At 64.3% G+C, this 21,209-nt stretch carries 22 protein-coding genes; 13 read left to right on the top strand and 9 right to left on the bottom strand.

Going from position 1 to position 21,209, the window contains the following annotated elements:
• Window positions 1-9: 9 nt before the first annotated feature.
• Window positions 10-1,311 carry an NRAMP family divalent metal transporter gene (locus tag IGW04_RS09085; RefSeq protein WP_194712750.1) on the bottom strand — a complete coding sequence of 434 codons (1,302 nt, stop codon included), beginning with the start codon at window positions 1,309-1,311 and terminating at the stop codon, window positions 10-12.
• A gap of 169 nt (window positions 1,312-1,480) precedes the next feature.
• Between IGW04_RS09085 and msrA the strand changes: the two genes are divergently transcribed.
• Window positions 1,481-2,011, top strand: coding sequence for a peptide-methionine (S)-S-oxide reductase MsrA (gene msrA, locus IGW04_RS09080; RefSeq protein ID WP_194712749.1), 531 nt, complete (start codon window positions 1,481-1,483; stop codon window positions 2,009-2,011).
• Here the strand turns inward: msrA and IGW04_RS09075 are convergent.
• From IGW04_RS09075 to IGW04_RS09065, 3 genes are all read right to left on the bottom strand, one after another.
• Window positions 2,005-3,219: an SAM-dependent methyltransferase gene (locus IGW04_RS09075; RefSeq protein WP_194712748.1), complete on the bottom strand. Its 1,215-nt coding sequence runs from the start codon at window positions 3,217-3,219 to the stop codon at window positions 2,005-2,007. The two genes, msrA and IGW04_RS09075, sit on opposite strands and share 7 nt — an antisense overlap.
• A gap of 62 nt (window positions 3,220-3,281) precedes the next feature.
• A complete protein-coding gene (gene pdxH, locus IGW04_RS09070) occupies window positions 3,282-3,917 on the bottom strand; it encodes a pyridoxamine 5'-phosphate oxidase (protein WP_194712747.1) in 636 nt (211 codons plus the stop codon).
• Between the two features lie 3 nt (window positions 3,918-3,920).
• Window positions 3,921-4,469: a hemerythrin domain-containing protein gene (locus tag IGW04_RS09065; RefSeq protein ID WP_194712746.1), complete on the bottom strand. Its 549-nt coding sequence runs from the start codon at window positions 4,467-4,469 to the stop codon at window positions 3,921-3,923.
• A gap of 197 nt (window positions 4,470-4,666) precedes the next feature.
• Here IGW04_RS09065 and tcdA point away from each other — a divergent pair, with 197 nt between their 5' ends.
• Window positions 4,667-5,506 carry a tRNA cyclic N6-threonylcarbamoyladenosine(37) synthase TcdA gene (tcdA, locus tag IGW04_RS09060; protein ID WP_194712745.1) on the top strand — a complete coding sequence of 280 codons (840 nt, stop codon included), beginning with the start codon at window positions 4,667-4,669 and terminating at the stop codon, window positions 5,504-5,506.
• Window positions 5,507-5,515: 9 nt separating this feature from the next.
• Here the strand turns inward: tcdA and thpR are convergent, their stop codons facing one another.
• From thpR to IGW04_RS09045, 3 genes are read right to left on the bottom strand one after another with little or no spacing between them, the layout of a single operon-like run.
• Window positions 5,516-6,046, bottom strand: a complete 531-nt coding sequence (thpR, locus tag IGW04_RS09055) for an RNA 2',3'-cyclic phosphodiesterase (protein WP_194712744.1) — start codon at window positions 6,044-6,046, stop codon at window positions 5,516-5,518.
• 15 nt (window positions 6,047-6,061) lie between these two features.
• Window positions 6,062-7,114, bottom strand: coding sequence for a GMP reductase (locus IGW04_RS09050; RefSeq protein ID WP_194712743.1), 1,053 nt, complete (start codon window positions 7,112-7,114; stop codon window positions 6,062-6,064).
• Between the two features lie 45 nt (window positions 7,115-7,159).
• Window positions 7,160-8,080 carry a metallophosphoesterase family protein gene (locus IGW04_RS09045; RefSeq protein WP_194712742.1) on the bottom strand — a complete coding sequence of 307 codons (921 nt, stop codon included), beginning with the start codon at window positions 8,078-8,080 and terminating at the stop codon, window positions 7,160-7,162.
• Window positions 8,081-8,245: 165 nt separating this feature from the next.
• On the opposite strand from IGW04_RS09045, the gene IGW04_RS09040 reads away from it, so the two are divergent.
• The 3 genes from IGW04_RS09040 (at window position 8,246) to IGW04_RS09030 (ending at window position 11,416) form a co-directional block, all read left to right on the top strand.
• On the top strand, window positions 8,246-9,970 hold the full coding sequence (locus IGW04_RS09040) for an ExeA family protein (RefSeq protein ID WP_194712741.1): 1,725 nt from the start codon (window positions 8,246-8,248) through the stop codon (window positions 9,968-9,970).
• A 2-nt stretch (window positions 9,971-9,972) separates the two neighbouring features.
• Window positions 9,973-10,674 carry a general secretion pathway protein GspB gene (locus IGW04_RS09035; protein ID WP_194712740.1) on the top strand — a complete coding sequence of 234 codons (702 nt, stop codon included), beginning with the start codon at window positions 9,973-9,975 and terminating at the stop codon, window positions 10,672-10,674.
• Between the two features lie 208 nt (window positions 10,675-10,882).
• The gene (locus IGW04_RS09030; protein ID WP_194712739.1) at window positions 10,883-11,416 is read left to right on the top strand and encodes a ferritin-like domain-containing protein; all 534 of its coding nucleotides are present in this window, start codon (window positions 10,883-10,885) and stop codon (window positions 11,414-11,416) included.
• A gap of 227 nt (window positions 11,417-11,643) precedes the next feature.
• Here IGW04_RS09030 and IGW04_RS09025 read toward each other — a convergent pair whose 3' ends face one another.
• Together IGW04_RS09025 and IGW04_RS09020 are read right to left on the bottom strand one after the other, a co-directional pair.
• Complete coding sequence (locus IGW04_RS09025; protein WP_194712738.1) at window positions 11,644-12,975, bottom strand: PxKF domain-containing protein; 1,332 nt, start codon at window positions 12,973-12,975, stop codon at window positions 11,644-11,646.
• A gap of 537 nt (window positions 12,976-13,512) precedes the next feature.
• Window positions 13,513-14,295, bottom strand: coding sequence for an IclR family transcriptional regulator domain-containing protein (locus tag IGW04_RS09020; protein WP_194712775.1), 783 nt, complete (start codon window positions 14,293-14,295; stop codon window positions 13,513-13,515).
• A 404-nt stretch (window positions 14,296-14,699) separates the two neighbouring features.
• Here IGW04_RS09020 and IGW04_RS09015 point away from each other — a divergent pair, with 404 nt between their 5' ends.
• From IGW04_RS09015 to pcaC, 8 genes are read left to right on the top strand one after another with little or no spacing between them, the layout of a single operon-like run.
• Window positions 14,700-15,368 carry a 3-oxoacid CoA-transferase subunit A gene (locus IGW04_RS09015; protein WP_194712737.1) on the top strand — a complete coding sequence of 223 codons (669 nt, stop codon included), beginning with the start codon at window positions 14,700-14,702 and terminating at the stop codon, window positions 15,366-15,368.
• Window positions 15,365-16,006: a CoA transferase subunit B gene (locus IGW04_RS09010; RefSeq protein ID WP_194712736.1), complete on the top strand. Its 642-nt coding sequence runs from the start codon at window positions 15,365-15,367 to the stop codon at window positions 16,004-16,006. The genes IGW04_RS09015 and IGW04_RS09010 overlap by 4 nt, the downstream gene beginning before the upstream one ends.
• A 26-nt stretch (window positions 16,007-16,032) precedes the next feature.
• On the top strand, window positions 16,033-17,235 hold the full coding sequence (gene pcaF / locus IGW04_RS09005; RefSeq protein WP_194712735.1) for a 3-oxoadipyl-CoA thiolase: 1,203 nt from the start codon (window positions 16,033-16,035) through the stop codon (window positions 17,233-17,235).
• A gap of 19 nt (window positions 17,236-17,254) precedes the next feature.
• The gene (pcaH, locus tag IGW04_RS09000; protein ID WP_194712734.1) at window positions 17,255-17,959 is read left to right on the top strand and encodes a protocatechuate 3,4-dioxygenase subunit beta; all 705 of its coding nucleotides are present in this window, start codon (window positions 17,255-17,257) and stop codon (window positions 17,957-17,959) included.
• Window position 17,960: 1 nt separating this feature from the next.
• Window positions 17,961-18,536 carry a protocatechuate 3,4-dioxygenase subunit alpha gene (gene pcaG / locus IGW04_RS08995; protein ID WP_194712733.1) on the top strand — a complete coding sequence of 192 codons (576 nt, stop codon included), beginning with the start codon at window positions 17,961-17,963 and terminating at the stop codon, window positions 18,534-18,536.
• A complete protein-coding gene (locus IGW04_RS08990) occupies window positions 18,529-19,953 on the top strand; it encodes a 3-carboxy-cis,cis-muconate cycloisomerase (RefSeq protein ID WP_194712732.1) in 1,425 nt (474 codons plus the stop codon). The genes pcaG and IGW04_RS08990 overlap by 8 nt, the downstream gene beginning before the upstream one ends.
• Window positions 19,954-19,956: 3 nt before the next feature.
• Complete coding sequence (gene pcaD, locus IGW04_RS08985) at window positions 19,957-20,736, top strand: 3-oxoadipate enol-lactonase (protein WP_194712731.1); 780 nt, start codon at window positions 19,957-19,959, stop codon at window positions 20,734-20,736.
• 32 nt (window positions 20,737-20,768) lie between these two features.
• Window positions 20,769-21,173: a 4-carboxymuconolactone decarboxylase gene (gene pcaC / locus IGW04_RS08980; RefSeq protein WP_194712730.1), complete on the top strand. Its 405-nt coding sequence runs from the start codon at window positions 20,769-20,771 to the stop codon at window positions 21,171-21,173.
• Window positions 21,174-21,209: the final 36 nt, after the last annotated feature.

Here is a 21,209-nt window from a genome sequence, read left to right as displayed (position 1 = left end):
TTCGAACGGTTATCCGGGAGATAAGGCCGTCACCGCCATCGCCAGCACGGTGCCGGCCATCAGCGCCGTGGCCAGCCAGCCGAACACCTTCAGGCCGCCGCGGATCACGAATTTGCCCATCACCTGATGGTTGGTCGCCATCAGCATCATCACGACCATGATCGGCGCCGAGATCACGCCATTGATGACCGCGCTCCAGTACAGTCCCCTGACCGGGTCCAGCGGCAGGAAATCGATGGCCATGCCGCCCAGCGTCGCCAGCGCGATCACGCCGTAGAATTCCTTGGCCATCGCCGGCCGGTATTCCAGGCTGCTGGCCCACTTGAAGCTGCCAGCCATCGCATAGGCGGCCGAACCTGCGAGCACCGGCACCGCCAGCAGGCCGGTGCCGATGATGCCTGCCGCAAACAGCATGAAGGCGAAGTCGCCCGCAATGGGCCGCAGGGCCTCGGCAGCCTGGGCCGAGGTGTCGATGCTGGTGATGCCATGCGCATGCAGCGTCAGCGCCGCGGTCAGCATGATGAAGAACGCCACCAGGTTGGAAAAGCCCATGCCGACATAGGTGTCGATCTGTATCCTTCCCAGTTCGGTGCGCGCCTTCCCGGGTTCCTTGCGGATCGATTTGCCGTTGGGCTGGCTTTTCATCTGCTCCACTTCCTCTGAGGCCTGCCAGAAGAACAGGTAGGGGCTGATGGTGGTGCCCAGCACCGCCACCACCGTGGTGATGTAGTCCCGCGTCAGCGACGCCTGCGGCCATACCACGGCGCGGCCGACCTGCGCCCAGTCGATGCGTATGGTGAAGATCACCGCGACATAAGCCAGCAGCGCCAGCGTCAGCCATTTCAGCACCCGCACATAACGGTGATAGGGAATGAATATCTGCAGCCCCAGCGACAGCAGGCCGAAACCGACCGCATACCAGCGCGCCGGACCGCCCACGAGGAGTCTGACCGCGTCGCCCATGGCCGCCAGGTCGGCCGCGATATTGATGGTGTTGGCCACCACCAGCATCAGCACCGTGGCATGCAGTATCCAGCGCGGGTAATGCCGACGCATGTTGCTGGCCAGGCCACGCCCGCTGACGCGGCCGATGCGGGCGCTGATGATTTGGATCGCCGCCATCAGCGGATAGGTCAGCAGCACCGTCCACAGCATGTTCAGGCCAAACCGGGCGCCGGCCTGGCTGTAGGTCGCGATGCCGCTCGGATCATCGTCGGCGGCGCCGGTGACCACGCCGGGGCCAAGCCGGGCCAGCCATGAGGTTTCCTGTTCGCTTTCAGCAGCAGGCGTTGCGGCGGTTTTCCTGTTCATGGGCGCGGTGGTGCATGTCGATGGCGATTCCGTATGGTGGTGCAGTTATTGCGCATGGTCAATCTCGCGCAGGGGGGCGTTGCCGTTTGGATCAAGCCGGCCGGCATCAGCACATTTTTTGCGATACAGTGACACGATCGATGCTGGCATAACCAAGAGGGGGAACAACATGGCGACTGAAACAGCAACCCTGGGCGGAGGATGCTTCTGGTGCCTTGAGGCGGTTTATCAGGAATTGAAAGGCGTGCAGCAGGTGGAGTCGGGCTATGCGGGCGGGCAGGTCTCCAATCCACGCTACGAGCAGGTCTGCGAAGGCACCACCGGCCATGCCGAAGTGGTGCGGCTGACCTTCGACCCGGATGTGGTCAGTTACCGCGACATCCTGGAAGTCTTCTTCACCATCCATGACCCCACCACCCTGAACCGCCAGGGCAACGATGTGGGCACCCAGTACCGGTCGGTGATCTATTACCACGACGCCCGGCAGCGCGAGACGGCCGAGCAGGTGATCGCGGAAATGGCCAATGTCTGGGACGCGCCCATCGTCACCGAGCTGAAGCCCCTGCCTGATTATTACAAGGCCGAGGCCTATCACCAGAACTACTTCCGGCAAAACCCGATGCAGGGCTACTGCGCCTATATCGTCGCGCCCAAGGTGGCGAAGTTTCGCAAGACCTACGCCGACAAGCTCAATCACTGACCGGGCCGGTCATACATGTAGCGGCGCGACCAGGGCAGGGCGGACGCATCGCGGCCGGCCTTGCCGCAGACAACCTGGTTCAGCGAGATCCAGTCCTGGCTGAACGCATAGGCGCAGCCGGCCAGGTAGACGCGCCAGATGCGAAAGCGCCTGTCGTCGACGGTCTGGCGTATCTCGTCGGCGCGCGCCTCGAAATTGTCGGCCCAGATGCTGCAGGTTCTTGCATAGTGGCGGCGCAGGTTTTCCACGTCCAGCGGTTCCAGCCCGCCCATCTGCATGGTCTTCAGCACCAGGCTCACATGCGGCAGCTCGCCGTGCGGGAACACATAGGTTTCGATGAATTCGCCGCCGCCGTAGGGCGTTTCGCCATTGCCGGTGTCGGTGGTGGTGATGCCATGGTTCATCACCAGGCCGTCATCCTTCAGCAGCGCGTTGATTTTGCTGAAGTACATCGGCAGGTTTTTCAGGCCGACATGCTCGAACATGCCCACGCTGGTGATGCGGTCGAACTGGCCTTGCACGTCGCGGTAATCCTGCAGCCGGATCTCGACCTGGCCCTCCAGCCCGGCCTCGCGCACCCGCTCCACCGCCAGCGCATGCTGGTTGCGCGACAGCGTGATGCCGGTGACGCGGGCGCCATACTGGCTCGCGGCCCGGATCGCCAGTGCGCCCCAGCCGCAGCCGATGTCGAGCAGGGTGTCGCCGGGACGCACCCGGATCTTGTTGAGGATATGGTCGATCTTCTTCAGCTGCGCGGTGGCCAGGTCTTCGTCGCCATTCTCGAAGTAGGCGCAGGAATAGACCATGCGCGGGTCCAGCCACAGCTGGTAGAAGCCGTTGGAGACATCGTAGTGGTACTGGATCGCGTCCGCATCCTTCCTGCGGGTATGGCTGAAGGGCCTGCTGATCCAGCCGGGCCGGCTTTCCTGCTTCAGCGTGTGCGCGGCCAGCGCATTGGCCACCGCGATCACTTCCCGGGCCCTTCCTTCCACGTCGAGCCGGCCTTCGACATAGGCCTTGCCGAGGTTGGCCAGGGTGGGCTTGAGCAGGAAGGGCAGGGACGACACGTGCGGCACCTTGACCGTCACTTCGGGCACCTGCTTGCCGAAGTCGAACTGCTGGCCGTTCCATAACTGCAGCCGCAGCGGAAGCGCGGCCTGGTGACGGATGTTTTCCACCCAGTGTTCCAGCTTCTTTTCCCAAAACATGATGTCCTCCGAAAAGTGCGATCAATATCCTGGTGCTGCGGGCAGGGCCGGTGCCGGCCGGTCTAGGGTTGCAAGCGCTCCCTGCGCCATGCGCCATCCTGCTGGCGGGTGTAGACGATGCGGTCGTGCAGCCGGGAAGGCCGGCCCTGCCAGAATTCCATGCGGTCGGGAATGAGCCGGTAGCCACCCCAGTGCGGCGGGCGCACAGGCTGGTCGCCATGGCTGGCCTCGGCCTGGGCGAAGCGCTGTTCCAGCATCTCCCGGCTGGCGATGGTTTCGCTCTGGTCGGACGCCAGCGCGCCGAGGCGGCTCCCGAGCGGACGGCTCTGGAAATAAGCGTCGCTCTGTTCCTCCGCCAGCTTCTCGACCCGGCCTTCGATGCGCACCTGGCGTTCCAGCTCGACCCAGTGAAACAGCAGCGCAGCGTAAGGATGGGCTTCCAGGTCGCGGCCCTTGCGGCTGCGGTAGTTGGTGAACCAGGTAAAGCCGTCCCGGTTGAAGTCCTTGATCAGCAGGATGCGCGACGACGGCCGGCCATCCGCGCCCACGGTCGCCACGCTCATGGCATTGGCTTCCGGGATGCCGGCTTCCATCGCCTGCCGGAACCAGGTGGCGAACTGGACGGTCGGGTCCGGGTCCACTTCCGCCTCGGTCAGCATGGCGCGGCTGTAGTCCTTGCGCAGGTCGGCAATCGACATCGATCAGGCTCCTTCTGAGTGGGCAATCCCGCGCCGTGCGCGCATCGCATTGCCCAGGGTTTGCATCTGCGCCGGCGAAAACAGGCGCTTGGCCATCGGCGCGATCTGGCTTTCCTCCTTGTCCATGTGGCCAAGGTACAGTTCCTGGTACAGCTTTACATCGGCGCCATCGAGCGTGACCGCCGCGCCGCTGGCCAGCGCGGCAAGCTGGGGCTGCAGCCGCTGCCAGACCGCGTCCATCCGCTGGTGCTCATCCAGGATTTCCGGCGTGAGCCGTTTCAGCAGCACGGCGTCGGCGTCGGCGGCCGTCTCGGCGAGCATGGGCAGCAGATTCTGTTCCTCGTCCTCATGGTGCTGGTGCGCCGCCTTGGAGAAATAACGCAGCACCGCAGTGGCGGCCTGCTGCACTTCTGCCGCGCCAGCCTCGCGCGCGACCGGGCCGGCCAGCTGCTGCATGGTGCGCAGCTGCTTGCGGATGCGGTCGTGGCAATGTTTCAGCACCGCGATAGGCTGGTCGAAGTCTGGTGCGGTGTCGAACAGGGAAACGTTCATCGCTTGTTGCCTTGGAAAGTAAGATTGCCTTGCGGCCCGCAAGCGACTGTGTAACCCGAAATAAAGGTTGCGGCGCGTAGGCCTGGCACAACAAAATGTTAGTTAATTGTTATTTTAGTCGGAAATCGTTATGGGTGTCGGCCCAAGTCGATGCCGAGTCAGCCATTTCCGCATTTTCCTTCCAGTAAAATAACGCGATGGACCTGATTGCCCCCCACCTTCCCGCTGCCGAACTGGCTGATATTGATTTCGAACGCCGTTTTGGCGGCATTGCGCGCCTGTACGGCGCTCCCGCCCTGCAACGCTTCCGCAGCGCCCATGTCTGCGTGGTGGGCGTGGGCGGCGTCGGCTCATGGGTGGCCGAGGCGCTGGCCCGCAGCGCGATCGGCCACATCACGATGATCGATCTCGACAACGTGGCCGAGTCCAACATCAATCGTCAGATCCATGCCCTGACCGAGACCATAGGCCAGCCCAAGGTCACCGCGCTGGCAGAACGCATTGCCCAGATCAATCCGTTCTGCCGCGTCACCCAGATCGAGGACTTCATCACGCCGGACAATCTCGACGACATGGTCGGCCTGCGCGCCTATGACTATGTGATCGATGCGATCGACGATGCGCGCGCCAAGACCGCGCTGATCGCGTATTGCCGCGCCAACCGCATACGCCTGATCACGATCGGCGGCGCGGGCGGCCAGGTCGATCCGACGAAGATTGAAGTACGCGATCTTTGCCGTACCGAGCAGGAGCCGCTGCTGGCAAAGGTGCGCAAGCGTTTGCGCAACGAGCATGGTTTCCCGCGCGGCACCAAGAACAAGTTCGGCATCGATGCGGTGTTTTCAACAGAGCCGCTGCGCCAGCCGGACGCGGGCGATGCCTGCGAAGTCGATCGGCCTGGCGTTACCGGCCTCAATTGCGCCGGCTTTGGTTCGGCAATGGTGGTGACTGCCAGCTTCGGCCTGGTAGCGGCGGCGCAGGTGCTGCGCCGGCTGGCCGAATCGGCCACAGCCGCAGCCACGACCGACCCGGCCTGACCAGGGCGCTCAGCCCGGCGCGCGCTGCGCCAGCACTTCGTAGATCGGTCCGCGCTGCGTGGTGGTGGACTGCACCAGCGCCAGTTGCGGCGCCTGCCAGACAATCGCCGGCTCCCTGCCGCGCGGCGCCGACGGCGCATTGCGCGCCAGCGTCACATGCGGCCGGAAGGCCGATTCCCTGTCGTGGCCGATACCGCATTGCCGTAGCGCGGCCGACAGCTCACGCTGCAGGTCCAGCAATGCCGGCGGCGGATGCTCCATGCCCAGCCAGGCAATCCGCGCCCGCTGGAAATAACCGTAACAATCCAGCTGCAGGCGCAGTTCCGGGAAGTCAATCGCCTGCAGCACCCGTTCCAGCGCCGGCAGCACCTGGGTCGGCTGCATGCCCAGGAAGGCCATGGTCAGGTGCAGGTTTTCGGGTGCGGTCGGCCGGCCGTTTCCCGACTGGCCGGGCGGCAGCAGCCCGGCCAGTGCGCTGCGCGTGGCCTCATCCGGCCACAGCGCAAAGAACAGGCGCAGCGATGCGGGCGATGCGGCCATGCCTTCCCTGGCCCCTTACGACTTGCCGAAGACTTCGTTCAACTGCTGGGTCACGCGGATGAAGGTGGTGCGCTTGGTCAGTTCCTTGAGCTTGTGGGCGCCGACATAGGTGCAGGCCGAGCGCACGCCGCCCAGGATGTCCTGCAGGGTGTCGGCCACCGGCCCGCGTGACGGCACCAGCACTTCCTTGCCCTCGCTGGCGCGATAGCGGGCCACGCCGCCGGCATATTTTTCCATCGCCACCCGGCTGCTCATGCCGTAGAACTGCTTGAACTTCTTCCCGTCGCGCTCGACCAGGTCGCCGGCGCATTCGTCATGCCCGGCCAGCATGCCGCCCAGCATGATGAAGTCGGCGCCGCCGCCGAAGGCCTTGGCCAGGTCGCCCGGCACCACGCAGCCGCCGTCGGCGCAGATCTGGCCGCCCAGGCCGTGGGCCGCATCGGCGCATTCGATCACGGCCGACAGCTGCGGATAGCCCACGCCCGTCATCTTGCGGGTGGTGCAGACCGAGCCGGGGCCGATGCCGACCTTGACGATGTCGGCGCCGGCCAGGATCAGTTCCTCTGTCATGTCGCCAGTGACCACGTTGCCCGCCATGATGGTCAGGTGCGGGTAATTGCCGCGCACCTTCTTCACGAAGTTGATGAAGCCTTCGGTATAGCCGTTGGCCACGTCGATGCAGACATAGGCAATCGCAGAGCCGCTCTTGGCCATCACGGACTCGAACTTCTCGTAGTCGGACTTGCCGATGCCCATCGAGTAGAAGGCGGTGGATTCCGGACGGCCTTCCTGCTGCAGCGAACGGAAGAAGGTCACCAGCTCCTCTTCCGGATAATGCTTGTGCAGCGCGGCCGACAGGCCATGCTCGCCCAGCGCGCGCGCCATTTCCATGGTGCCGGTGCTGTCCATGTTGGCGGCGATGATGGGAATGCCGTGATAGGTGCGGCGCGAATGGTGGAACACGAAATCGCGGTGGATGTCGACTTCGGAACGCGAGGTCAGCGTCGAACGCTTCGGGCGGATCAGAACATCCTTGAAGTCGAGCTTGACGGATTCTTCGATATGCATGCTGGGTCGTCCTGGTGAATGCTTGTTTTGGATTGGTCTGTGCCGTCAGTGGCAGGTGCTGGCGCCGCGGTCGGTGAAGGGCGGGCTGGCCTCGCTGGCGACGGGCAGAAATTCCCATGTATAGCCAGTGTCGAATAAATCCAGCCGCAATACGCCATGCACCGAATTGTCCTTCACCTCGCTGTTGGCGCGGTCCAGCCGCACCGGCGTCAGCATCGCGCCGCCGGTGCCGACCACGAACTGGCGCATGCCAAGCGCGTCGTCGCGCCGTCCGGCCGCGTCCTGCGGCGCAAAGCGCTCGTAATTGTGGTCATGCGCGGAAAGCAGAAGTTCCACGCCGCCCGCGACGAGTGCCTGCCAAAGCGGGGCCATCGCCGGATTGCTGGCGTGGCCGCCGGAACTGTACCTCGGATGGTGCAGCATTGCCAGGGTGCATCGCGCCGGATGGCGCGCCAGATCGTTCCTGAGCCAGGCCAGTTGCGCCCCGGCCGCCGCGCCGTCCAGGGCGCTGTTCAAGCCGATCACATGCCACTTTCCCAATTGGACGCTGTAATAGCCGCCTTGTTCCTGCGCCGCCCTTGCGCCGAAGTAAGCGTAGTAGCCCGGCGCGCCGGCCGTGTAGTACTCATGGTTGCCCGGCACCGGCAGGGTGCTTTCGCGAAATTGTCCCCAAGTGGGGTGGTAGCAGTCGTTGAATTCGGCGGGCAGGCCGACCGGGTAGGTATGGTCGCCCAGGGTCAGCGCCATTGCGCCGGGATCGGCCGCGAGGCCGGCCTTCACCAGCATTGCGGTGGCGGCGGCGCCACTGTCCTGCGGCGCGCGGTAGCGGCAGTCGGCGATGTCGCCGGCGGCGTAGACGGTGACTGGCTTGCCAGTGAAGGAAGGCGGCCTGGGCGCGGAAGCGCAGGCCGACAGCGCAAGCAGCGCCGTCAAACGGAACAGGAAGTGAGGGAAGGGCAAGCGCATCGGACATTCCGTACAAAAGGCGGGCAAGCTTAATGTCGGCGACTCCGTCATGCAAGCGGCCCGCGGATTCGCTGGCGGCCGGCACGTTGCATCTCGTTCCAGTGCGCCGTGCTTCGCCCTGGCTGCCGTTCATGTTAGCCTTGCCGCTTCATTTCCATGCCAACCATGTACAAGCAATTTTTCCAGCTCAGGCACGCGCCGTTTTCCATCGCCCCCGACCCGCATTACCTGTTCATGAGCGAGCGTCACCGCGAGGCGCTGGCGCATCTGCTGTTCGGGGTGGATGCCGGCGGCGGCTTCGTGCTGCTGACCGGGGAAATCGGCGCCGGCAAGACCACGGTCTGCCGCTGCTTCCTGGAGCAGGTGCCGGCCAACTGCAATGTGGCCTACATCTTCAATCCCAGGCTGACGGCAATCGAGCTGCTGCGCACGGTCTGCGAGGAATTCCGCCTGCCGGCGCCGCCGCCGGACGCTTCGGTCAAGGACCTGGTCGACAGGCTGAACCAGCATCTGCTGGCCGCCCATGCCGAGGGACGCAACAATGTGCTCATCATCGACGAGGCGCAGAACCTGTCCTTCAGCGTGCTGGAGCAGCTGCGGCTGCTGACCAACCTCGAAACAAGCGAGCGCAAGCTGCTGCAGATCATCCTGATCGGCCAGCCGGAACTGCGCGACATGCTGGCCCGGCCCGAACTGGAACAGCTGGCGCAACGCATCATCGCCCGTTACCACCTCGATGCCTTGTCCGTGCGGGAGACCGGTGCTTATATCAGCCATCGGCTGGCGGTCGCCGGCCTGCTCGGGCCAACGCCTTTCCCGCCGCGCCTGACGCGGCTGATACACGGCATCAGCGGCGGCGTGCCCAGGCGCATCAACCTGCTGTGCGACCGCGCGCTGCTGGGCGCTTATGCGCTGGAGGTGCGGCAGGTGGACCGGCGTATCCTGCGCGCGGCGGCACGGGAAGTGTTCGGCGCCGACCACGGGCCTGCCGGGCAGCATCCTTACCGGCCGTATGCGATTGCGGCGGTGCTGGCGGCGCTTGCCGGCGGCGCGATGGTGGCCGGCGGCGTCAACTGGCATGATGCCGCCAGCCTGCTGCATCCCGCGACGCAAGCCCAGGCGCCTTCGTCCGTGCCGGCGCCGGCTGCCATGCCGGAGCCGGAAGTGGCCAGCCGGGCGGAGCCGCCAGCCACGGCGGCGGCGCCGGCAGCGCCCGATGCCCATCCCGGCGAGCCAGCGCTGATGCCGGTATTGACCGAACTGGGCGGACTGCTGGAGAACGCACCCACGCAGGAATTTGCCGGCCTGGCGGAACTGGCCGGCCTGTGGCAGGTGGAGCTTGGCGAGGGCGAGCCGTGCAAGGCGGCGCTGGCGGCCGGCCTGCATTGCTTCCAGTCTGCCGGCGGCCTGGCCGAGCTGCGTCAGCTGAGCCGGCCGGCCATCGTCACGCTGCGCGACAATGCGGGCGTGCAGCACTACCTGCCGCTGGTCGCGCTGGGCAATGCCGGCGCCGGCCTGCGCATCGGCAACCAGGTCAGGCTGGTGAGCCTGGTGGCGCTGGGCCGGCGCATGCCTGGCCGCTTCCTGACGCTGTGGCGCGCGCCGCCCGAGTTCCGGGCGCACCTGAGGCCCGGCGACAAGGGGCCGGATGTGGACTGGATCGCGGCACGCCTGGCCGTGATCAACGGCTACGAGCAGCCCGCGCCTGGCCGGCAGTACGATGCCGCCATGTCGCGTGAAGTGCGCGCCTTCCAGTCGGCGCAGGGCCTGGCGCCCGATGGCGTAATCGGGCCCAAGACCTATATGGCCATCAACGGCGCCAGCGGCGTGCCGGAGCCGCAGCTGTCGGAGCCGCAACGTGCAGCCGGCGCGCTGGCGCAGGAAAAATAACCATGTCCTACATACTCGAAGCGCTCAAGAAAGCCCAGGCCGAACGCGCGCGCGGCGCCGTTCCCGGCGTTGACGCGCAGCCGTTGCCGACGATTGCGCCGCGCGCACCGGCCAGGCAGTGGCTGTGGATCACGGGCGCGCTCGCTGCGCTGGCGCTGGGAGCGGTGCTGCTGTGGCCGGCTGCGCAAACGCAGCGTCAGCCCGTCACGCCGGCCGGGCTGACGCCGCAGGTGGCCATGCGCACGGAGGAGGGTGCAGCCCGCGCCGCCGCACCAGCGGCACAGACGCCAACGCCAACGCCAACGCCAACGCCAACGCCAACGCCAACGCCAGCGCCAGCAGCCCGGTCTGCGCCGACAGCGCCCGTTCCCGCATCCGCCGCGCCCGCCGTTTCCCCGCCGCCGCCTGCCAAGCCGGCGCGCAGGATGGGCGAAACCGCGCCGGCCGCGAACCCTGCCGCCACGCCCGCGCCGGAACGGATTGCGCTGCTGCAGGAATTGCCGGCGCAGATCCAGCGCGAAATCCCGCCGATTGCCATTAACGGCTATCTGTATGCAAGCAATCCGGCTGACCGCTCGGTGCTGATCAACAACCGGCTGCGCCGGGAAGGCGATCAGCTGGCCGACGGCCTGACGCTGGAAAAGCTGCTGCCCAGCGAGATGGTGCTGAATTATCGTGGCTATCGGTACCGGGTGAGCTACTAGCGCGATCCAAGTCTGGCAAGTCCGGGCGCCTGGCTGAAATGGCGGCGCTTGCTGGACGCCGGCCTGGAACGCCGACAGGGGCGTCCGCTTATGTTCGTTGGCGTACCGACGCAGCCGCCGCTTGCGCAGAAGATGATGCCTGATCTGCAAGGCAAGCCGCCCGTAACAGGCGCGGCACATCATTCAACATGCTTACCAGGAATAGACCATGAATTCAGAAAACACTGTTGGCAAGCTCGACAAGGCGGCAATACGCGCCGCCGCCACCAGCACCGCGGAAGAAGGCGCAGTCAGCTCCGGCTACCAGGGCGATCGCGAAGGCATCATCGCCATGCTCAATGAAGCGCTGGCCACCGAGCTGGTCTGCGTCATGCGCTACAAGCGTCACTACTACACCGCCACCGGATTGGAAAACACATCGATCAAGGCGGAATTCCTCGAGCATGCGAAGGAAGAGGAAGCCCATGCCGACATGATCGCCGAGCGCATCGTGCAGCTCAACGGCGACCCCGATTTCAACCCGCGCACGCTGTCCGAGCGCAGCCATGCGGAGTACGACGAGTCGGACGACATCCGCGCGATGATCAAGGCCAACCTGATCGAGGAACGGGTGGCGATCGAATCCTATCGACAGATGATCGAAAAAATTGGCGACTCCGATCCCACCACCCGGCTGATGCTGGTGCGTATCATGCAGCAGGAAGAAGAGCATGCGGATGACATGAAGGATCTGCTGGATTAACGCTGGGACGAACGCCAGCTTGAATGGCGCGTTGGAGACCCCGGCGATGGTGGTCTTCAATGCCTGTGTCTGGCTGTAACGTGACAGTCTGCTGGAGATGAAACGCCCTGAAAATCAACGATTTCAGGGCGTTTCGCTTTTCTTTCCCGCGGCTTTTTTGAGGCATATGATGCCGCTTTACACCTTTGTCGCGAATCCAAGGTTTGTGCAATGGGCGCCCACCGCGCTCAATTCCTGAAGTTGAAATAGGCTTGCCGGACTTGCCCGGTATCCAGGCTTAGGAAAAGCACATAGCAACCTGCCGACGGCGTAGCCCAGTTGTACTGGTACTGGTTGCTGATGTCGTCATAGCCGAGCCCGCTCCTGCCGCTGGTTTCCGCCTCCAGCGCACCGGCCTGTGCGCTGGTGAATGCGCCGCACTGAACTGGCTTGAACGTGATGGACTTGATGGCGGCCAGGGAAGTGACGAAGTTGCCATCGGCATCCTTTAGTTGCCATTTGATCGGATAAGTGCGGCCAACCTTGCCGAGGTTGACGACATCAGGATTGTTGACGGGGGGCAGGAAGCCGCTGAAGGTGTAGGTTAAGGTAGCAGCCAGACTGTGGAAAGAACCTGCGGCAATGGCAATCACGCGCGTCAGGCCGCCCGGAACAACACGCGCTCCGAACAAATTGCTTCCCCATTCCACGATGGTGCCATCGGTTTTCAATGCCAGGCTGCTGGCGCCGCCGGCAGCAATGGCTTTTACCCCCATGAGCGCGGCCGCCGGGACAGTCCGCTCACCAGAGTTGTTAGATCCCCATGCCACGACCATGCCATTGCTTTTCAATGCGAGGCTATGGAAGCTGCCTGCGGCAATCGCTGCCACGTCCTCCAGCCCGTCCGGAACAGTACTCTGGCCGTCTATGTCATCTCCCCATGCCACGACCGTGCCATTTGTTTTCAATGCGATGCTGTGGTTTCGACCAGCAGCAATGGCTTTTACGTCTGTCAACCCATCCGGGATATTCCTCTGCCCATACTTGTTAGATCCCCATGCCACGACGGTGCCATCGGTTCTCAATGCGAGGCTATGGCCGTCGCCGGCGGCAATGGCTTTCACGTCTGTCAACCCGTCCGGGATATCCCTCTGCCCAGAACCGTTAGATCCCCATGCCACGACGGTGCCATCGGTTCTCAATGCAAGGTTATAGCCGCCGCCGGCGGCAATGGCTTTCACGTCCTTTAGCCCGGCGGGGATAACTGTTTGCCCAAAATTGTCATTTCCCCAGGCCACGACCGTTCCATCGGCTTTCAATGCAAGGCTATGGTTGTTGCCGGCGGCAATCATTGTCACGTCCTCCAGCCGGTCCGGAACGGTGCTCTGTCCATAATCGTTACTTCCCCAGGCAGTTACCATACCTTGGGAAAGAGCAGCAGCAACTGCATTCGTAGTCACTGCACATGTGAACGCTGCGACGACGCACAACACCAAAATAAGGTGTTGGCATCCGAATGACCACCAGAGGCCCAATACCCGGGGGGCTTTTCGAATGAATAGGCGACGGTAATTAACCATGATTTTCCTTAAGGTATAAAGAAGTGAAAGCCGCCGCCTCATCATCTGCGGTACCTAATAGTTCTGCTGTTTTTGTTCGTTTATCGTTATATGAAATTGGTAACCGACCGCGCTATGCTGCTGCAATAGTCATTGCCAAAACCGATGCCACTATTGGCAAATAGATAGCATCACGGCCGTAGCACAAGGCCGAGGGGTAATTGATCCCGTTTGTTCAAGAAGCTTGCGAGCTGGAGGCAGCACTTCAATTGGAAACTTGGATCAAGCCCGTCAACATGCTGATCGAGACTTGGCTGTTAGATAAAGGCAGGACTAAAAACAAAAGCCCCGAAAACCAGCCAGGTTTTCGGGGCTTTTGATCGACATGCATCAAACTGGAATCAAAACATTTTCCATTGCATGATTTTTCCGGCTAACCAAGCTGATCAGTGTAGATATTCTGCTCCTTTGCCTAGCATCGGATTCACGCTGTAGATTTCGTATTCAATGTCTTGACCGGTCATTCACCCGCCTGATCAGATTTTTGCCAGCAGCGCCTCAAGGCAACAACACCGACAACTCCTGCGCCCCCCTTCTCAGCACCGGCAAGAACTCCTCCTCCATCTGCCGCGTCGACACCCTGGTTGCCTGCGCCCCCACGTTCAGCGCCGCATGCACCACGCCCGAGGCGCCGCGCACCGGCACCGCGATCGAGCGCAGGCCCACTTCAAGTTCCTCTTCTACCACCGCGTAGCCCGACACCCGCACCTCGCTCAGGATTTCCCGCAGCCGCGCCGCCGACACCACGGTGCGCTCGGTATAGGCCCGCAATTTCGCCGTTTCGAAATACTCGCGCTGCGCGTCCTCCGACATGCTGGCCAGAAGCACACGACCCAGCGACGTGCAGTAGGCGGGCAGCCGGCTGCCGGTGTTGAGCGCAATCGACATCACCCGCGACGTGGCCGAACGCGCCACGTACAGCACTTCATCGTTGTCGATCACCGCCAGCGAGCAGGATTCATTGAGAGAACGGCTGATGTTGTTCAGGCAGGGCTGTGCGGATACGGTCAGCGGCGTCGAGGAAAGGTAGGAATAGCCGAGGGACAGGATCTTGGGCTTCAGGAAGAAGTTGTTCGCTTCCGAGTCGGCATAGCCAAGCCGCTTCAGGGTGTACAGGCAGCGCCGCACGGCGGCACGTGGAATGCCCGTTCGATGGCTGATCTGGGCAATGGTCAGGCTGCGTCGCTGGTCGCTGAAAGCGCGCACCACCGCCAGGCCCCGCGCCAGCGAGGTCATGAAACTGGGGTCAGTCATTGCCTCGATTTCCTGCGCGATGGTCATTAACTTGTCCGACTGAAATGCCGGGTTTTCCACGACATTAGGCTCCGATAGTGCTTGCATGTTGGTCCTCGCCCTGATGAAAGAATGGTTTTAAGTTGTTCGGCCACCGCACACTATTCGGCGTGCCGCCTTGACGATTGCTATTGTCGTATGAAAAACTCAGCGAGCGTTCTATTACCAAACATTTGTTCGTTTATCGAACAAATTCGATGTTAGCACCGAAGTGATGGATCAAGTATGGCCACTTGAGGTTAATCGTTACAGAATAGCAAGGTCCGGATTTTACGTTCCCTGATTAACCGTTACGATTGTTGTTAAGGAATGTGAAATATGTTGTTGCCGTGTTCCGTAACTGATTTAACTTTCCATCACCATTCGTTCCTGTCTCGCAGAAAGAGTGTCCCGTGATCAACAAAATTATTCCGTCGCTGGAAGAGGCCGTTGCCGATATTCATGACGGCGCCACCGTGATGATTGGCGGCTTCGGCAACGCCGGCATGCCTGCCGCGCTGATCGATGCCCTGATAGCCCAGGGCGCGCGCGATCTCACCATCGTCAACAACAATGCCGGCAACGGCGACACCGGCCTGGCGGCGCTCCTCAAGGCACGGCAGGTGCGGAAAATCATCTGTTCCTTTCCGCGTCAGGTGGATTCCCATGTGTTCGACGGACTCTACCGCGCCGGCGAGATCGAACTGGAACTGACGCCCCAGGGCAACCTGGCCGAGCGCATCCGCGCCGCCGGCGCCGGCATCGGCGGCTTCTTTACACCAACCGGCTACGGCACGCTGCTGGCCGAAGGCAAGGAAACCCGGCTCATCAACGGCCGCCACTATGTGCTGGAGTCGCCTATCCATGCCGACTTCGCGCTGATCAAGGCGCTGCGCGGCGACCGCTGGGGCAACCTGGTCTACCGCAAGACCGCCCGCAATTTCGGGCCCATCATGGCCATGGCCGCCAAGTGCGCGATCGCCCAGGTGTCCGAGATCGTCGAACTGGGCGAGCTGGACCCGGAGAACATCGTCACACCCGGCATCTTCGTGCAACGCGTGGTGAAACAGGAGGCCGCATGAAACGCCTGAGCAGAAACGAGATGGCGGCGCGGGTTGCGCGCGACATCCATGAAGGCGCGTATGTCAATCTGGGTATCGGCCTGCCGACCCTGGTGGCCAACCACTTGCCGCAGGACCGCGAGATTTTCCTGCACAGCGAGAACGGCCTGCTCGGCATGGGCCCGGCGCCGGCGCCCGGCGAGGAAGATGAAGACCTGATCAATGCCGGCAAGCAGCCAGTGACGTTACTGACCGGCGGCTGCTATTTCCACCATGCCGACTCGTTCGCCATGATGCGCGGAGGCCATCTCGACGTCTGCGTGCTCGGCGCCTTCCAGGTGTCGGCCACGGGCGACCTTGCCAACTGGCATACCGGCGCGCCGGATGCGATTCCCGCGGTCGGCGGCGCGATGGACCTGGCGCTCGGCGCCAAGCAGGTCTACGTGATGATGGAGCACCTGACCAAGGGCGGCGAAAGCAAGGTGGTGGCCCATTGCACTTATCCGCTGACAGGCATAGGCTGCGTCTCGCGCATCTATACCGACCTGGCGGTGCTGGACGTGACTCCCGATGGCCTCGCGGTCCGGGAAATCCTGTCCGACATCAGCTTCGAGGAATTGCAGCAACTGACCGGCGTGCCCCTGCTGCGCGCCGCCTGAATACACAACCACAAAGAGACAACACCATGATTGAAGCCTTTATCTGCGACGCCATCCGTACCCCCATCGGCCGTTACGGCGGCGCCCTGAAGGATGTACGCGCCGACGACCTTGGCGCCATTCCGCTGCGCGCCCTGATGGAGCGCAATCCCAACGTGGATTGGACCGCGGTGCAGGATGTGATCTACGGCTGCGCCAACCAGGCCGGCGAGGACAACCGCAATGTGGCGCGCATGGCGCTGCTGCTGGCAGGCCTGCCGCAGGAAATCGGCGGCGCCACCATCAACCGCCTGTGCGGCTCCGGCATGGACGCCGTGGGCACCGCAGCCCGCGCCATCAAGTCCGGCGAGACCAGCCTGATGATCGCCGGCGGCGTCGAGTCCATGACGCGCGCGCCCTTCGTGATGGGCAAGGCCGACAGCGCCTTCTCGCGCAGCGCCAACATCTTTGACACCACCATAGGCTGGCGCTTCGTCAATCCGCTGATGAAGGCGCAGTACGGCGTCGATTCGATGCCCGAGACCGCCGAAAACGTCGCCACCGACTACAAGATCAGCCGCGAAGACCAGGATGCCTTCGCCGTGGCCAGCCAGAACAAGGCGGCTGCCGCGCAGAAGAACGGCTCGCTGGCCGAAGAGATCACGCCGGTCGTGATCCGTCCGAAGAAGGGCGAGCCGATCACGGTCGAGCAGGACGAGCATCCGCGCGCCACCAGCATCGAGGCGCTTGCCAAGCTGAAAGGCGTGGTGCGCCCGGATGGCACCGTCACCGCCGGCAATGCTTCCGGCGTCAACGACGGCGCCTGCGCGCTGATCCTGGCCAATGAAGCCACCGCCAGCCGCCATGGCCTGACGCCGCGGGCCCGCATCGTCGGCATGGCCACCGCCGGCGTCGCGCCGCGGGTGATGGGCATCGGCCCGGCGCCCGCCACCAAGAAGCTGCTGGCGCAACTGGGCATGACGATAGACCAGATGGACATCATCGAGCTCAATGAAGCCTTCGCCGCGCAAGGACTTGCCGTGCTGCGCGAACTGGGCGTGGCCGACAATGACCCGCGCGTCAATCCCTATGGCGGCGCAATCGCGCTGGGCCATCCGCTGGGCATGAGCGGCGCGCGCCTGGTCACCACCGCGATGTACCAGCTGCACCGCACCGGCGGCCGCTTTGCGCTGTGCACCATGTGCATCGGCGTGGGGCAGGGCATTGCGATGGTCATCGAGCGCGTCTAAGTACTAGCGGAGAAACCTCATGGCCAATCAGGCACAGTACCGGCGGCCGTTTCACGGCACGCAGCCGGACTATCTGTATCCGCCGTATGGTTCGACGGTCAAGCGCGCGCCGAGCAAGCCGCTGATCATCCTGCCGCAGACGCTGACCGAAGTGAGCGGCCCGGTGTTTGGCCATGAGGAGATGAAGGCCGGCGACAACGACCTGACGCACCAGCATGCCGGCGACCCGATCGGCGAGCGCATCGTCGTCAGCGGCCGCGTGCTGGATGAAAACGGCCGGCCGGTGAAGCATTCGCTGGTGGAGATCTGGCAGGCCAATGCGGCCGGCCGCTATCCCCACAAGAATGACAACCATGATGCGCCGATCGACCCCAACTTCACCGGCGGCGGCCGCACCATGACCGATGAGCATGGACGCTACCAGTTCCTGACCATCAAGCCGGGCGCCTACCCGTGGCGCAACCATTTCAATGCATGGCGGCCGGCGCACATCCATTTCTCGCTGTTCGGCAATGCCTTCGCGCAGCGCCTGGTAACGCAGATGTATTTCCCCGGCGACCCGCTGCTGCCATACGATCCGATGTTTACCAGCATCCCCGACGAGCGCGCCCGCAACCGGCTGGTCTCCACCTTCGACTGGGAAACCACCAATCCGGAATACGCGCTGGGCTACCGCTTCGACATCATCCTGCGCGGCCGCGACGCCACCCCGATGGAGAAATGAGATGAGCCTGCAAATGTCTTCCTCGCAGACCATCGGTCCCTATCTGCATATCGGGACCGACTGGCTGAAAACCACCGAGATGGCCGGCCCCGGCGTGCCGGGCCAGCGCATCGGCATCGAAGGCCGGGTGTACGACGGCAATGGCGCGCCCGTGACCGACGCGCTGGTCGAACTGTGGCAGGCCGACGCCCAGGGCAACTATGCCGGCGCCGGCCAGCCTGGCGCGGCATCGGGCTTTCGCGGCTTCGGCCGGGCGCCGACCGACGCCACCGGCCACTTTCGTTTTTCCACCATCCTGCCGGGCGCAGTGCCCGGTCCGGGCGACAGCATGCAGGCGCCGCATATCGCGGTGACTGTCTTTGCGCGCGGACTGCTGAAGCATCTGGTGACCCGTATTTATTTTCCGGATGGCGCAGGCCATGCCGGGGACGCGCTGCTCAACGCGGTGCCGGCCGAGCGCCGCGCCACGCTGATCGCGCAACCTTCGCCTTCGGGCCAGGCCGGCAGCTACCAGTTCGACATCGTGTTGCAGGAAGGCCCGGGCGGCCGTCCGGAAACCGTGTTCCTCGATGTCTGAGCAGGGCGCTGAAACGGCCTTCACGCTGACCGGCCCGATGTCAGCCAGCGGCGAGATGCTGCATGTGTTCTCCGACGTCCAGGCGGTGCAGCGCATGCTCGATTTCGAAGCCGCGCTGGCACGGGCCGAAGCGGCGCATGGCGTAATTCCGGAGGCGGCGGTGGCTGCCATCGTCGCCTGCTGCGATGCGTCGGGGCTGGACCTGCCGGGGCTGGCGCATGCCGCCGCGGCGGCCGGCAACCTGGCCATACCGCTGGTCAAGCAGCTGACGGCGGTGGTGCTTCAGCAGGACGAGGAAGCCGGCAAGTATGTGCACTGGGGCGCGACCAGCCAGGACGCGATCGACACCGGCCTGGTTCTGCAGCTGCGCGACGCGCTGGACCTGCTGGATGCGGACCTGTCCTCGCTGGCGGATGCGCTGGCCGTGCTGGCCCGTCAACACCGCGACACCATCATGATCGGGCGCACCTGGATGCAGCATGCGCTGCCCACCAGCCTGGGCCTGAAGCTGGCCGGCTCTCTGGATGCCGTGCTGCGCCACCGGCAGCGTCTGCAGGAACTGCGCGGCCGCGCGCTGGCGCTGCAGTTCGGCGGCGCCGCCGGCACGCTGGCCAGCCTGGGCGGCCACGGACTGGCGGTGGCCGCCACGCTGGCGCAGCAGCTCAACCTGTCATTGCCCGACCTGCCCTGGCATACCCAGCGCGACCGGATTGCCGAAGCCGCCACCGTCATGGGGCTGATCACCGGCACGCTGGGCAAGCTGGCGCGCGACCTGTCGCTGATGATGCAGACCGACGTGGCCGAGCTTGCCGAGCCTTCCGCGCCCGGCCGCGGCGGCTCGTCCACCATGCCCCACAAGCGCAATCCGGTCGGCTGCGCGGTGGCGCTCAGCGCCGCGGTGCGGGTGCCTGGCCTGGTGTCGACCATGCTGTCCGGCATGGTGCAGGAGCATGAGCGGGCGCTGGGCGGCTGGCAGGCCGAATGGGACACGCTGCCTGACATCGCGCTGCTCACTTCAGGCGCGCTGCGCCAGATGCGCGACGTGGCGGCCGGCCTGGTGGTCGATGCGCAGCGCATGCGGACCAATGTCGACGTTACCCACGGCCTGATCATGGGCGAAGCGGTGATGCTGGCGCTGGGCGCCCGCATAGGCCGCATGGCCGCTCACAAGCTGGTGGAGCAGGCAAGCGCCCGCGCCGCGGCCGGGCAAAGGCATCTGCGCGAGGTGATCGGCGGGGATGCCGAACTCAGCCGGCACCTGTCGCCCGAAGAGCTGGACCGGCTGTTCGATCCGGCCAATTACACCGGCGAGGCTGGCGCCTTCGTCGACCGCGTGCTGGCCAGTCATGCACGCAGCCGGCCGCCACGCGCAACCGACAACATCAACGCAACCGACACAACACACGCAGGAGAATGAAGCATGGGTTCCATCAGCCATAACGGCGTGAAGCTGCATTACGAGATCGAGGGCAAGGAAGGCGCACCGGTGCTGGTGCTGTCCAATTCGCTGGGCACCAGCCTGGAGATGTGGGCGCCGCAGATGCCGGCGCTGCTGCAGCGCTTCCGGGTGCTGCGGCACGATTGCCGGGGCCACGGCAAGTCCGATGTGTCGGCCGGGCCTTACACCATCGCCCAGCTCGGCGGCGATGTGCTGGCCCTGATGGACCAGCTCGGCATACAGCGCGCGCATTTCTGCGGCCTGTCCATGGGCGGCATGATAGGCATGTGGCTGGGCACCCACCATGGCGAGCGCATCGATCGCCTGGCGTTGTGCAATACCGCCGCCAAGATCGGCACGCCCGACGTATGGAATACCCGCATCGACAAGGTCCGCGCCGAAGGCATGGACGCCATTACCGGCGCCGTGATCGACCGCTGGTTCACGCCCGGCTTCCAGCAGCGCGAGCCGCAGCAGGTCTGCATCGTGCGCGGCATGCTGCTGGCCACCGATCCGGAGGGCTATGCCGCCAATTGCGCGGCGGTGCGCGACATGGACCAGCGCAGCGAGATCGCCGCCATCCGCGTGCCCACGCTGGTGATCTCCGGCAGCCATGACCTGGCCACGCCGCCGGCCGACGGCCGCGCCGCCGCAGACACGATACCCGGCGCCCGCTATGTCGAACTGGATGCCGCCCACCTGTCGAACTGGGAGCAGCCGGAACAGTTCACCACCGCGCTGGTCGACTTCCTGTCCGCCTGACAGCCTGTCAGCCATCGAACGAGGAGCAAGCCATGGATGACAAGGAACGCCACGCCGCCGGCATGGCGGTGCGGCGCGCAGTGCTGGGCGATGCCCATGTCGACCGCGCCCAGGCGAAGAGGACCGAACTGACCTCGGAATTCCAGGACATGATCACCCGCTATGCCTGGGGCGAGATATGGACCCGTCCCGGCCTGCCGCGCCATACCCGCAGCCTGATGACCATCTGCATGATGGTCGCGCTGAACCGGGAAGAGGAGCTGAAACTGCACCTGCGCGCGGCCTCGAACAACGGCGTGACCCGCGACGAGATCAAGGAAGCGCTGCTGCAGGCCGCAATCTACTGCGGCGTGCCTGCGGCCAATTCGGCCTTTGCGACGGCGCAGGAAGTGTTCCGCGAGATGGATGCCAGCGCAGATGCCGGCGGCACGCAGTAGAACGGGGCAATCGCCCGGTGCTGTACCCGCGGCCTG

Origin of the sequence: Noviherbaspirillum soli (assembly GCF_015352955.1) — a bacterium.
Lineage (GTDB): Bacteria > Pseudomonadota > Gammaproteobacteria > Burkholderiales > Burkholderiaceae_D > Noviherbaspirillum_A > Noviherbaspirillum_A soli.
This window is presented reverse-complemented; position numbering and strand designations above follow the sequence as displayed.